This is a genomic window from Deltaproteobacteria bacterium CG11_big_fil_rev_8_21_14_0_20_42_23 (genome assembly GCA_002796345.1).
Taxonomy (GTDB): Bacteria; UBA10199; UBA10199; order 2-02-FULL-44-16; family 2-02-FULL-44-16; genus 1-14-0-20-42-23.
Genome location: PCXC01000037.1, coordinates 42,803 through 53,894, shown reverse-complemented (window position 1 = coordinate 53,894; position 11,092 = coordinate 42,803). Strand labels below are relative to the sequence as shown.

The 11,092-nt window shown below is 38.4% G+C and carries 18 protein-coding genes; 16 read left to right on the top strand and 2 right to left on the bottom strand.

Annotation, left to right across the window (positions count from 1 at the left end; translation table 11 throughout):
* Positions 1–289: 289 nt before the first annotated feature.
* Together COV43_04605 and COV43_04600 are read right to left on the bottom strand one after the other, a co-directional pair.
* Entirely contained in the window at positions 290–1,393 is a 1,104-nt protein-coding gene (locus tag COV43_04605) for a hypothetical protein (protein ID PIR25633.1), read from the bottom strand.
* 49 nt (positions 1,394–1,442) lie between these two features.
* Positions 1,443–2,096, bottom strand: a complete 654-nt coding sequence (locus tag COV43_04600) for a hypothetical protein (GenBank protein ID PIR25632.1) — start codon at positions 2,094–2,096, stop codon at positions 1,443–1,445.
* A gap of 115 nt (positions 2,097–2,211) precedes the next feature.
* Between COV43_04600 and COV43_04595 the strand changes: the two genes are divergently transcribed.
* The 16 genes from COV43_04595 to COV43_04520 all read left to right on the top strand — a co-directional run bounded on the left by COV43_04595 (position 2,212) and on the right by COV43_04520 (position 11,089).
* Entirely contained in the window at positions 2,212–2,427 is a 216-nt protein-coding gene (locus tag COV43_04595; protein PIR25631.1) for a transcriptional regulator, read from the top strand.
* Positions 2,427–2,780: a hypothetical protein gene (locus COV43_04590; GenBank protein ID PIR25630.1), complete on the top strand. Its 354-nt coding sequence runs from the start codon at positions 2,427–2,429 to the stop codon at positions 2,778–2,780. The genes COV43_04595 and COV43_04590 overlap by 1 nt, the downstream gene beginning before the upstream one ends.
* A complete protein-coding gene (locus COV43_04585; protein PIR25629.1) occupies positions 2,780–2,995 on the top strand; it encodes a DNA-binding protein in 216 nt (71 codons plus the stop codon). The genes COV43_04590 and COV43_04585 overlap by 1 nt, the downstream gene beginning before the upstream one ends.
* Positions 2,992–3,267: a hypothetical protein gene (locus COV43_04580; protein ID PIR25628.1), complete on the top strand. Its 276-nt coding sequence runs from the start codon at positions 2,992–2,994 to the stop codon at positions 3,265–3,267. Before COV43_04585 ends, COV43_04580 begins: the two co-directional genes overlap by 4 nt.
* A gap of 323 nt (positions 3,268–3,590) precedes the next feature.
* Positions 3,591–4,406, top strand: a complete 816-nt coding sequence (locus COV43_04575; GenBank protein PIR25627.1) for a hypothetical protein — start codon at positions 3,591–3,593, stop codon at positions 4,404–4,406.
* Entirely contained in the window at positions 4,403–5,086 is a 684-nt protein-coding gene (locus COV43_04570; protein ID PIR25626.1) for a hypothetical protein, read from the top strand. Before COV43_04575 ends, COV43_04570 begins: the two co-directional genes overlap by 4 nt.
* Entirely contained in the window at positions 5,071–6,006 is a 936-nt protein-coding gene (locus tag COV43_04565; protein PIR25625.1) for a hypothetical protein, read from the top strand. Before COV43_04570 ends, COV43_04565 begins: the two co-directional genes overlap by 16 nt.
* Positions 5,987–6,343 carry a hypothetical protein gene (locus tag COV43_04560; GenBank protein ID PIR25624.1) on the top strand — a complete coding sequence of 119 codons (357 nt, stop codon included), beginning with the start codon at positions 5,987–5,989 and terminating at the stop codon, positions 6,341–6,343. Before COV43_04565 ends, COV43_04560 begins: the two co-directional genes overlap by 20 nt.
* Positions 6,344–6,361: 18 nt before the next feature.
* Positions 6,362–6,715, top strand: a complete 354-nt coding sequence (locus tag COV43_04555) for a hypothetical protein (protein ID PIR25623.1) — start codon at positions 6,362–6,364, stop codon at positions 6,713–6,715.
* Entirely contained in the window at positions 6,715–7,131 is a 417-nt protein-coding gene (locus tag COV43_04550) for a hypothetical protein (GenBank protein PIR25622.1), read from the top strand. The genes COV43_04555 and COV43_04550 overlap by 1 nt, the downstream gene beginning before the upstream one ends.
* Entirely contained in the window at positions 7,118–7,546 is a 429-nt protein-coding gene (locus COV43_04545; protein PIR25621.1) for a hypothetical protein, read from the top strand. The genes COV43_04550 and COV43_04545 overlap by 14 nt, the downstream gene beginning before the upstream one ends.
* Positions 7,543–8,154, top strand: a complete 612-nt coding sequence (locus COV43_04540; protein PIR25620.1) for a hypothetical protein — start codon at positions 7,543–7,545, stop codon at positions 8,152–8,154. Before COV43_04545 ends, COV43_04540 begins: the two co-directional genes overlap by 4 nt.
* Positions 8,155–8,158: 4 nt before the next feature.
* Positions 8,159–8,362: a hypothetical protein gene (locus tag COV43_04535; protein PIR25619.1), complete on the top strand. Its 204-nt coding sequence runs from the start codon at positions 8,159–8,161 to the stop codon at positions 8,360–8,362.
* A gap of 23 nt (positions 8,363–8,385) precedes the next feature.
* On the top strand, positions 8,386–8,613 hold the full coding sequence (locus tag COV43_04530) for a hypothetical protein (protein PIR25618.1): 228 nt from the start codon (positions 8,386–8,388) through the stop codon (positions 8,611–8,613).
* Positions 8,614–8,649: 36 nt separating this feature from the next.
* Complete coding sequence (locus COV43_04525) at positions 8,650–9,225, top strand: hypothetical protein (GenBank protein ID PIR25617.1); 576 nt, start codon at positions 8,650–8,652, stop codon at positions 9,223–9,225.
* Complete coding sequence (locus tag COV43_04520) at positions 9,197–11,089, top strand: phage tail protein (GenBank protein ID PIR25616.1); 1,893 nt, start codon at positions 9,197–9,199, stop codon at positions 11,087–11,089. The genes COV43_04525 and COV43_04520 overlap by 29 nt, the downstream gene beginning before the upstream one ends.
* Positions 11,090–11,092 lie beyond the last annotated feature (3 nt).

Here is an 11,092-nt window from a genome sequence, read left to right as displayed (position 1 = left end):
GACAAGAGAACGAGAGACGAGAAGGGTGATTTCTCAGTGCTGCGGGAGAGACTCGAACTCTCACGAGTTGCCCCACCAGATCCTAAGTCTAGTTCTCAGCTATTTTTACTAACAGAGCGAATTGTTTAATTCAAGAAGATAAAAAGTTAAATTGTTGTTTTTAATACCTTTATCCCCAATTTTAATGGGCTTGTTAAAAATTCCCGACGCCTTCAAATTTCTTCGTCAAACTGCATTTTCTGCCCTTTTTCACCTCAAAAGTTAGCTATTTGTTAGCTGTGAATGTGTTTTATTTTCCTGGTTCCCATTCCAACTGGTCATCCGAAAAACTATAAGAAATTCTTCCAAACACTCTGACCAAATCTTTTCCGGTTTCTCCTTTTTCCATTTTTTTCGCGTGAACAAATAAAAATGCCATATCATCGGATGGATTCACACCCGATTTCGTCATTGTTGCTAGAGCTTTTTTTGCTACAAAAGTCGCATCAGATTTAACCTGTAAAAGATTTGATGGCATTGTTTTGTAGTATAAATGTAACGCAACATCGTTTTTGCTTCCATAATCCATCTTAATGTCATAATTAAGATTCTCGTAATCGCCTATCTTCCTTTTGAGATTTGAAGCAAATTTGTTAGCTTCATTTTGTTTTGCTGCTTTTTCTGAAGGCTCTGCTTCTTCTTCTGGTATCGTTGTTTCATTATAGATTTTTTGAGAGGCCTGCTCTGTTTTTTCCTCTGGTGAGACAATAAGCCCTACCAAAAAAAGAGCAATGATGCCAGTTATTGGAATGCGAACCCACAAGGGAAACCTTTTTCCCGTCCACATAAAAATAGCACCTATTGGCGAGAACAAAAACAGCATTGTGATGACAAAAGGCATGCCATGATACCATGGCCTTTTCGTTAGAATGAGTCTGGATTGATTTGAGGGCGGAACGGATTCGTCTAGGGGTTCTTCCTCAATATTTTTGGTGGGGTTGCTCAGCTTGACTTGATGATCCGAAATAATGGGATTTTCTGAAAGTTCTTTGTTCTTAGAGCCACTACCAATAGATTCTTGAGCCTTCTTGATAAACAAATCAACTTCACCCCTTTGAATCCATTTTAATTTTGCTTTATTACCCGTTGCAAAAAAAGAAATTTCCTTACCCATGAGCCCTGATGAAAATTCTATTGATGATACATTCTCAAGTGGAAAAGACTCCATTATGTACCCAAATATTTTTTTTGAGTAAAATAGAATTCTTTTATTTGTAAGAGATAGAATGCCTTTTTTGTAAATTTTCGAATTAAAAAAATCCTTTGCAAAAGAACCTTGCACCGTGGCTAAAATTTTTTCATTTTCAAAAAGATGGGTCTGCAAGTTATCTTTTAGTTTGTCGATGCTTGCCATTTTTGTTCTCCATTCAAGATTGCCTCTTCAATTTTTGAAACGGTATCATTCATTTTCTTTTAATCCAAACCACCGGATGAATAGCAAGGACTTCGGATTTTTTTAGCACTATGGGCTCATGAAGAGGATTGAGCGATTTGAGCAAAACTAACCCGTCTTTCATGGAGACTTCTTTGACCATGACTTCGCCGCTCTTCAGTTGAACGACGACCCAGTCTCCTGCTTGTGCTTCCCGATCCGTGATAACAAGCACCTTATGGCCCTTTTTCAAAACGGGCTCCATGCTGTTCCCTTCAATAACAACGGCATAAGCGTGGGGGTCTTTTACATCTGATGGACGATGGATTTTTTTGCTCCAATCATCGACCGGAAGGCCGTCATCTCCAAAAAAACCCCCTCTTCCTGCTTTGGCGAGGCCAACAACAGGTATATCGTGGGGGATGTAAGACGGGGCATCAACGGCGTTTGGGGGTCTTTCCTGCGACAATTCACCCAAATCAGTGATTATTTTGTATATAGGTATTTTCAGAGCATTTCCAATTGCCTCTATGGTATCTAGTGAAGGATTTCTACCACCTTCTTCCCAACGTTCTAATTTACCAATAAAGGATGTACTGCAATTAGCAAGTCGAGCTAAAGCTTCTTGAGAAAGCCCTTTTTCCTCCCTGAACTTTCTTACAATTTCCCCTAAATTATCTGCCATATATTGCAGATTAACTCCTAACCTATTAAAATCACAACAATAATATACTACGTAAAATTGTGTTGACTTATATTTAAATACCTATAGTATATTACCTATACTTAAAGGGTAGAAAATGGAATCAATTGGACAAAAAATTCGTAACAACAGAAAGAGTCAAAACCTCACCATGTTCCAATTAGCCGTAAAAAGTGGGGTTAGCTCTGAATATATTGGCAAGCTCGAAAGAGAAAATATCACTAACATCGGCATCGAAACCCTCCAAAAAATAGCAACCGCACTCGGTGTCACCCTCCGAGATTTAATTCCTGAAAATCAGGAGGTGGCTTGATGAGTAAAAGATTTCACAATCTCGCTTTAGATCAAAGTCGTGAAGACGAAGACCAGGTCACATTTGCGACCCTTACTCTCCTTGAAGGCGGAAAAACGCCCCCAGGGTCGGATTTGGCGAAACGATGCCTCAATTCATTTCCTGTGAGTCAATTTTCCTGTGACCTAAAAGTTTCAGATAGAACCATTCAAAAATGGAAGTCAGGACAAGAACCAATTCCCGAAAATCGAAAGCTTCAGATTGTAGGCATAACGAAGAGCTATTTTATTTCTGACCTGAACCAGTTGGAGGATGAGATCGATCGCATGCTGATGAATCAATACGGCCCAAATGTCGATGGAGGAACTTACTAATGGTTATCATGGACGCAAAACAGGCTGCTGAGTTCTTATCAATTGCTCCAAACACATTAAGAAGATTAGCGAGTGAAGGCCATGTTCCATGTAAACGAATTGGAACTGGTTCTCGACCTATTTACAGGTTTGTGAAGTCAAAACTTGAAGCATGGCTCACAGAAGAACCTCCATTTGTTGACCCTAGAAGAATTAAGACAGGAGATAAGTCATGAGTACCAATGACTACTACGATCATAACGATGAATATGGTGACAAAATGGCAGATGAAGGAAAAGCGCCTTGCGAAGCGTGTGCAGAATATTTTCCTGAAGAAGAACTCAACAAACTTGATGGATGCGATTTTTGTGAATCTTGCCACAGAAAAATTTTAACAGGGGAAACCCTTCTGAATTTTCAACTCATTAAAGAGTCAATGATTGAAATGTTTAACAGAAGATTTGTGAAAGGAGTGCGCAATGCAAAAGCTTTGGCTTCCAATTCTTGAACACAAAATGAGACTCATCACAGGAATGCAGTTAATCCGGCAGCTTAAAAAGCAAAAGGTTTCAAAGAAACCTAAAAAAGAAGAACTTCTAAAGGATCACAAATTAAACAAAGAAGTCAGAGGTAAATCGTGAGTACGCAAGAACAAATTATCGAAGCTACCAGAAGATACTTTGATTTGGAACGTGATGTAAAAATAGCAAGGCAGCAACTCAACGAAAGACTGAAGGACGACAAGGAAGATGTAGCAAGAAAAATGAATGAACTTGGTCAAGGCGATTTGTTTGAAACAGATAACGAGGAATAAGAACTCTAGGGGGATTCATGAATGACACAAAAGAAATTGTTGTTACTGAAGAACAATCATTGATTGACCCTTTAGAGGCAATGCAACGTTGTGAAAAACTCTATCAGGAAAGACTTTCGTTAGCGATTAAGGCTACAACTGAAAATGATTGGATTGCACAAGGCGATAATCCTTATTTACGTGAGTCAGGTTCTCAAAAAATTGCAGCGCGGTTTGGCATTTGCATCAGCGATATGACCATTGAACGTGAGAATATTGATGACGAAAATGGTCGATATTATGTCTACACAGTTACTGGTATAGCTACGTGGCCAGCCGTTGGAAGGTCAATTCAAGAGATAGGAGTTTGTTCATCACGTGATGCTTTCTTTGGAAAAAACAAAGGTATTCTTAAACCAGTTCAAGATGTTGATATAGCAAATATCAAAAAATCAGCCGTCACAAATTTTATGGGACGAGCACTTTTGAAAATACTTGGACTTGGAGGTCTCACTTGGGATGACTTAGGGAAGCAGGGAATTAGTAAAAAGGGAACAGCTACTGTTCGCTATGACAAAGGTGGGTCAAAGGCTGCCAATACGAAAAAAACACAGAATGCCGAGAAAAAGAATAATAGTCCATTTTGGACGGCTGATTATAATAGAAAACGTTTTATTTTTGCTCGCGTAGGAAAACATTTCTCTCAAGACTTTCTCGATAATTTCGGATTTAAAGAATCAGAAAAGCAAAAAGGTCTTTATTACCAGGAGTCAAATCCTGATTTAGAAAATTCACTCAAAGATGAATTTGAAGCTGCTAAGGATGCATTGAAAAATGAAGGGAGCACTAAGTGAACCTTCAAGTTCAAGAACATCAAGAGCTTCCCGATATTGAAGGTGCCTGGAAAAAATATAAGCGTGGAAGAATAAAACAGTTTCCTCAAAATAACTTGAGGGCTTCATCTGTGGGCCACCCATGTGATCGCTACCACTATTATTGCATTAAGAATTGGAGAGAGCGGCCCCTACATAATGAAGTTCTTCAATCAATTTTTGATGAAGGCAACCTACAAGAAAGATCAGTTATTCAATCGCTTCAAGAGATGGGTTTTGAAGTTATCAATCAGCAACGATCATTCCAATTGGATAACCCGCTTATCACAGGCCATGTTGATGGTATTCTACGATGGAAAGAACATGACTTTCCATTTGATGTTAAATCTATTTCACCTCACGATTTTCCAAAGTTAGTATCCGCAGAGGATTTTCTCTATTCAAAGAAGTTGCACCAAAGAAATTATATCGCACAGCTTCAAATTTACTTGCTGATAACAAACAATCCTATTGGATGTTTAATCACTAAAAACAAGCTGACAGGACAGCCAAAAGTTATTTGGACACAGCAAGAAACAGTTACTCTCATTTTAAAAGAGTTTTTTATTAAGCAGAATGGTCACGAGAATCTTTGCACTTCTTGTTATCAGTGCAATAGGTCTAAATCAAACAAACTTCTTTCTGAATGGGGAGATTGTTGATGCACTACTATCAGTTCAATATTGCAGACTATAGAAAGGACACAGGTCACCTTTCTCCGATTGAGCATTACATTTATCGTTCATTACTTGATTGTATGTATCTCAATGAAATACCAATACCCACCGATAACCCACTGGTTTTGCGTCGGTTAGGATTGGGTTCTGAATATGAGAAGGAATTAAAAAATGTGTTCACTGATTTCTTCGAATTGACAGAAAAAGGTTATATTCAAAGTCGAGTCATGAATGAAATCGAAGAGTATAAAGCATTTCTGAACAAACAATCGATAAATGGAAAGAAAGGTGGAAGGACCAAAAAACAAGAAGTTACAAGAGAAAATAACCCAAAAAAAACCACCGCTTTTCCAAACAAAACCCAACATAAACCCAAAAAAAGCCTAACCACTAACCATAAACCACTAACCACTAACCATAGGGATATATATATACCCGTTTTTAATTTTTGGAATTCTCAGAAAATTATTCAGCACAAAGGCATGACGAAAGAAATTTGTAGCGCAATCTCTAGCGCCCTCAAAAAAATGAAGGAACTTGAGGCGAGTGGCGATGATGAGGCTGTGGCGATAATCAAACAGGCGATTCAAAACTATGCCAAGGTTCTGCATTCTGAGCAGCATTACTTCGATCACAAATGGACTTTGAAAGATTTTCTCAAGCGCGGTCTTGATAGATTTTTCAACGAAGCAGATCCATTGAATAATTTTTTACGAAAGGAGTTTCTGAATGGGAAAATGTCAGCAAATCGAAATATCCAAGCAATCGAAGAATGGGCAAATGATCCAACTCCCGCGGGAAGTCTTCCATCAAGGAATGAAGATTATCAGCGGTCACTTCCCAAACCTTTCGATGACGAAGGAGAAGGTTCAGATTTGGAGTCAAATGCTGTCGGATTTGAGTGAGGAGGAGTTTATTCGTGGAATAAAAGCATTCTGTTTAAAACACAAAGAATTATATCCGAACACAAACTTAATTGCTTACATTCGTGAATATGCTTTTGAAGATTTTAAAACAAAAGATGAATTTGAATCTTGGGAAGAAGTTTTAAGGCAAGTATCTCGACAGGGATGCTCAGGAATACCTCAGTTTAGTACAGAGGAAATAAAGCGAGCTGTGCATATGATTGGTTGGAGAGATATTTGCATGAGTGAAAACATCGGAGTTGAACGGGCACATTTTGCAAAAGCTTACAAACAAATCATTGAGAAAAAACGAAGTAAGAGACTGTCAATGGATTGAAAGATTTAGGGGGAAAATATTGTGCGACAATTGAGACTTTCAGAAAAGGACATAACACGCCAAATTAGTGATTATCTAAAACACCTTAAAGTCTTTCATTGGAAACAATATCAAGTTTTAGGGTCAACCCTAGGCATTCCAGATATTATAGGAATCATGCCAGATGGAAGTGGTAGAGCGTTGATGATTGAGGTAAAAACGGAACGTGGAATAGTTTCAGATCATCAAAAAAGAGTTTTGGAAAATTCACGAGAGTTGGGAGCTATAGCATTTGTTGCAAGAAGTCTTGAGGATGTTGTTGAGAAGCTATCATTTCTGCCACAGCAAGAGCATTTTATTTTTCAAAATTTTAAGGTTGGGGGGACTGATTGATGGCGGAGGAAAAAACAAAGATAAAGAGAAAAAGAACTAAGCATGGTTGTTGGGATGAAAATGTTAGGAGAAATTTTCGTGAGGCTGTAGACCGTATGGGAAGCAAAGCTAACTTTTCACGTTATTTTAAAATGAATCGAGCAATTATCAGTGAAGCTTATAATGGAAATACGCCAATATCACAAAGGTTACAAGATGCTGCTCAAAAGGTTTTAGAAATGAAAATGTACTCTCCAGAGCAACTATTGAATAAGATGGTAACACATCCCAAAATAACAGGTCAATGTAAGATTGTTTTTGTCGGAAGCGATATTGTGGTTGTGAAAATCAATGGTGGTAATGAACTGGTAGTTAATAAAGATGAAAGATTTAAACCGATCACCGTTAGGAGTATAAATAACTATGCAGAGTCTTAATCGTGTTCAGTTGATTGGAACAATAGGCATAGAGCCTCAAACTGGAAAAACAAAGGATGGAAAGGCTTTTGCGGTGCTTTCTGTAGCTTGTGCCAATGAGTTCAAGCTAAAAAATGGAAAGACACGTGAATTCGTTGATTGGATAAGTGTTAATCTCTATGGGAGCCTTGCCTATCTAGTACGTGAAAAAAGTTGCATGGGACAAAAGGTGTTTATTGAAGGCCCGTTGAAGGTTTCCGGATATACTTTAAATAAAGAACGTCAAAAAACGTATTATTACATCCTGGCACATAAGTTGATTTTGCTTTCTGAATTTCCATCAGCAAAAAAGACTTTTTCTGATGAAGAAGCAGTTTTTCCAAAGGCTCATGATATTGAGCAGAATGATGAAGAACAAATGCAGGAGGGGGAATGACTTTAATTATTAATGCAGAAGAATTGTTAAAGGATTTGCCAAAGAAGTTAAATACTTTCAAAAACAAATCCCTTACCAGTGCTCTACAAAGGACTGTGAATGATACGATCCGTAAAGCCAGAACTGTGTCAAATGATCGTATTAGAGAGTTTAGAAAAATAAAGAAGGGAGAATTGAATAAGGATTTTCTGAAAATGAAACTTTCAAAAGCCTCAAAAAATCTAGAAAAAATTTCATCCGAACTTACGATTATTGATAGAAAAGTGACACTGATACGTTTTTTAGTGGGCAAAAAATCTGCTCCAAGACCGAATTTGAAAGGGGTTAAGATTAAGAAGCGTAGAAGGATACAGATACAAATTGAGCCTGGTAAAAAGACGATTTTAAGAAAATCATTTGTTGCAATAGGTAAAGGTGGAAGCCCTCAAATATTTTTCAGGGGTAAAAACAAAAAAGGAAATAAGGCTTTAAAAATACGAAAAACACATTCTCCAGCAATCTTGTTCAGAAGAGAGAAGTTTAGAGCTCCAGTCGACAAAGTAATACAAGATGAATTTGAGAAAAATTATCATAAGCAAATAAAGCTAGAGTTGGAGAGGTTGAGTTGAGATTATGAGCAATAAGCAAATTTGCAGAGAAGTTTACTCACAAACAAAGAAATATTGCTATGATGTTGAGGGCTTTCGTTACTGTAAGAAAATTCATAACACGATTAACATCTGTTTTCCGAAGTCTGAGAATGTAATTGAGACGATGCAAAGGCTTGAGAAAATTCTGAAAGGACTTAATGGGATGGGAGAGAGGCTGAAGAAGTAACAACATGCTAAAAGGTGAAAATCATGGATGAACTTTTAAATTTTATTAGGAGTGATGTAAGAAACTCGGCTTTATTTTTGTTTGTGCTTTTAGGGATTTTTGTTTGCTTAGCTGGTATTAAACCACGCGGGCTTGCAGGTGCACATAAACTTAGACCAACTTTTGAAAAAATTTGGGTCCTTCCCAATAGTGTTGTGAAGAGGCTGGCAAGCTCCCAAAAAACGTCTAGTTACAGAAATCTGTTTATATAGGTCTACCTTTAAAATCAACATGTTGCGGAGTTGAGTTTGGCGAAGAAAAAAACGATCACAAAAAAATCAAAGAAAATGCGTATTCGTGAATATGCTCGTTACAAAGGTGTGCCTCAGAGCACCATTCAATATTCCATAAAAACTGGTATCATCGGGAGAACTAAGGACGGTTGGATTGATGTAAAAAAGGCTGATGTTCAATGGGAAGAAAATCGAGACCCAAGTTATACCAAGGATAGCAATAAAAGCACAAAGTTTGATTTGCAACGTGAGAAGCAGATTGCGTCTGAAAGTGTTGATCTTGGAAAAATCAAAGGAAAATCTCTTAAAGACTTTAGGACTGCTGAAAGACGCTATAAAGCAGAGTTGGCGAGACTTGAATACTTGGAAAAAAGTTCGAGTTTGATTTCTGCTGAGGAAGTCAAAAGAGGTGCTTTTAAATGTGGTCGAATTTTCAGGGATGGAGTGCTGAATTTAATACAACGTATTGCAAGCGAACTGGCTATTATGCAGGGGAAAAATGAGCATGAAATCAGTGCCTATCTCGATAGAGAAGCACATAAGATGCTAACGGACTTATCACATGAGAATAAATGGGGAAAGCGTCCATGATCTTGCTTTTTTTTCGGGAATAGAACCTGATCCCGAATTGACGGTAAGTGAATGGGCGGATAAATATAGAAAGCTGAGTCAAAAAGCTAGTTCAGAACCAGGCACATGGAGAACTGCAAGAACGCCTTATTTACGCGAGATCATGGATGAGCTGAGTCCTTATTCTAGCTCAAAAGAAATTGTTTTCATGAAAGGTGCTCAAATTGGTGGCACTGAGGCAGGAAATAATTGGATTGGTTTTGTGATTGACTATGCACCAGGGCCAATGCTTGCCGTACAACCTACCGTTGAGATGGCAAAACGAAATTCAAAACAACGTATTGAACCGCTCATTGAAGAATCTTCGAGGCTGAGATCAAAAGTACGCAATCCACGTTCGCGCGACTCAGGAAATACTATCCTTTCAAAAGAATTTCCTGGTGGCGTACTTGTAATGACCGGAGCGAACTCTGCTGTTGGCCTTCGATCTTTACCGGCAAAGAATGTTTTTCTTGATGAAGTTGATGCTTATCCTGGTGATGTTGATGGTGAAGGTGATCCTGTAGCACTTGCAAAGGCCAGAACGAGAACCTTTGCGCGAAAAAAGATTTTTATGGTTTCTACGCCGACCATTGAAGGAAGAAGCCGCATTGAGTCTGCATATGAAAATACTGACATGAGAAAGTATCATGTCCCATGCCCTGAATGTAATGAATATCAGTCGTTAAAATGGAGTCAGGTAAAATGGCCGAAAGGAGAACCTGAAAAAGCTTATTACTCGTGTGAAATTTGTGGTCACGAAATTTATGAGCACAAAAAATCTTGGATGCTTGAACATGGTAAGTGGATTGCAGAAAATCCCGGGAATTCCGGTAAAAATATTGCGGGATTTCATCTTTCATCACTTTATAGCCCAGTAGGATGGTTTTCTTGGGCTGATGCTGCCATTCTTTTTCAAGAGGCCAAACAAAATCAGGAAAAGTTGCGTGTGTTTGTCAACACTGTACTCGGTGAAACGTGGAAAGAACGCGGTGAATCCCCCGATTGGCGACGTCTTTATGAACGACGAGAAACCTATAAGATAGGTACAGTTCCAAAGAATGTTGTTTTCCTCACTGCTGGAGCCGATGTTCAGAAAGATCGCATTGAAGTTGAAGTAGTGGGATGGGCGGAGAAAAAAATTTCATGGTCGATAGATTATCGTGTATACATGGGTGATACTTCATCTGACGAAGTATGGTTTAACCTTGACCATCTCCTCAACGAGTCATTCATGCACGAAACGGGAGTAAACCTTCAAATACGAATGTTAGCTGTGGATAGCGGATACAATACTCAAATGGTTTATGACTGGGTAAGACGTCAACCGCTCTCCAAGGTCATGTGCGTAAAAGGTAACGCCCGACAACAAATTATTTTAGCGCATCCAAAATCAGTTGATGTTACAAAAAGAGGCAAGACTTTGCGTAGAGGCGTTCGATTATGGCCTGTTGGTGTCGATACCTTAAAGCATGAGATTTACGGTTATCTACGTCAACCAAAGCCACTCGAAGGAGAATCAACACCTTTTGGCTACTGCCATTTCCCTGAGTATGGGGAAGAATATTTCATGCAGCTCACGGCAGAGGAAATTGTCATTCGTATTCATAAGGGTTTTAAAAAACTTGAATGGCAAAAGATACGAGATCGTAATGAAGCTTTAGACTGTAGGGTTTATAATCGAGCTGCTGCCGCATTTATTGGTATCGACCGTTTTGCGGATATAGACTGGCAACGAATGAGAATGGAGCTTGGGGTAAAAACCAAACAAGTTTCATCGGAAAATATAGATACATCGAAAAAAACAGATGGTTTTTGGAAACAACGTAAGGATTTTTGGAGTTAAGCT

What these genes read in the sequence shown, in the direction of transcription:
- COV43_04605 (PIR25633.1), bottom strand. Translation starts at nt 1,393, where the DNA reads ATGGCAAGCATCGACAAACTAAAAGATAACTTGCAGACCCATCTTTTT.
- COV43_04600 (PIR25632.1), bottom strand. Translation starts at nt 2,096, where the DNA reads ATGGCAGATAATTTAGGGGAAATTGTAAGAAAGTTCAGGGAGGAAAAA.
- COV43_04595 (PIR25631.1), top strand. Translation starts at nt 2,212, where the DNA reads ATGGAATCAATTGGACAAAAAATTCGTAACAACAGAAAGAGTCAAAAC.
- COV43_04590 (PIR25630.1), top strand. Translation starts at nt 2,427, where the DNA reads ATGAGTAAAAGATTTCACAATCTCGCTTTAGATCAAAGTCGTGAAGAC.
- COV43_04585 (PIR25629.1), top strand. Translation starts at nt 2,780, where the DNA reads ATGGTTATCATGGACGCAAAACAGGCTGCTGAGTTCTTATCAATTGCT.
- COV43_04580 (PIR25628.1), top strand. Translation starts at nt 2,992, where the DNA reads ATGAGTACCAATGACTACTACGATCATAACGATGAATATGGTGACAAA.
- COV43_04575 (PIR25627.1), top strand. Translation starts at nt 3,591, where the DNA reads ATGAATGACACAAAAGAAATTGTTGTTACTGAAGAACAATCATTGATT.
- COV43_04565 (PIR25625.1), top strand. Translation starts at nt 5,071, where the DNA reads ATGGGGAGATTGTTGATGCACTACTATCAGTTCAATATTGCAGACTAT.
- COV43_04560 (PIR25624.1), top strand. Translation starts at nt 5,987, where the DNA reads ATGCTGTCGGATTTGAGTGAGGAGGAGTTTATTCGTGGAATAAAAGCA.
- COV43_04550 (PIR25622.1), top strand. Translation starts at nt 6,715, where the DNA reads ATGGCGGAGGAAAAAACAAAGATAAAGAGAAAAAGAACTAAGCATGGT.
- COV43_04545 (PIR25621.1), top strand. Translation starts at nt 7,118, where the DNA reads ATGCAGAGTCTTAATCGTGTTCAGTTGATTGGAACAATAGGCATAGAG.
- COV43_04540 (PIR25620.1), top strand. Translation starts at nt 7,543, where the DNA reads ATGACTTTAATTATTAATGCAGAAGAATTGTTAAAGGATTTGCCAAAG.
- COV43_04535 (PIR25619.1), top strand. Translation starts at nt 8,159, where the DNA reads ATGAGCAATAAGCAAATTTGCAGAGAAGTTTACTCACAAACAAAGAAA.
- COV43_04530 (PIR25618.1), top strand. Translation starts at nt 8,386, where the DNA reads ATGGATGAACTTTTAAATTTTATTAGGAGTGATGTAAGAAACTCGGCT.
- COV43_04520 (PIR25616.1), top strand. Translation starts at nt 9,197, where the DNA reads ATGAGAATAAATGGGGAAAGCGTCCATGATCTTGCTTTTTTTTCGGGA.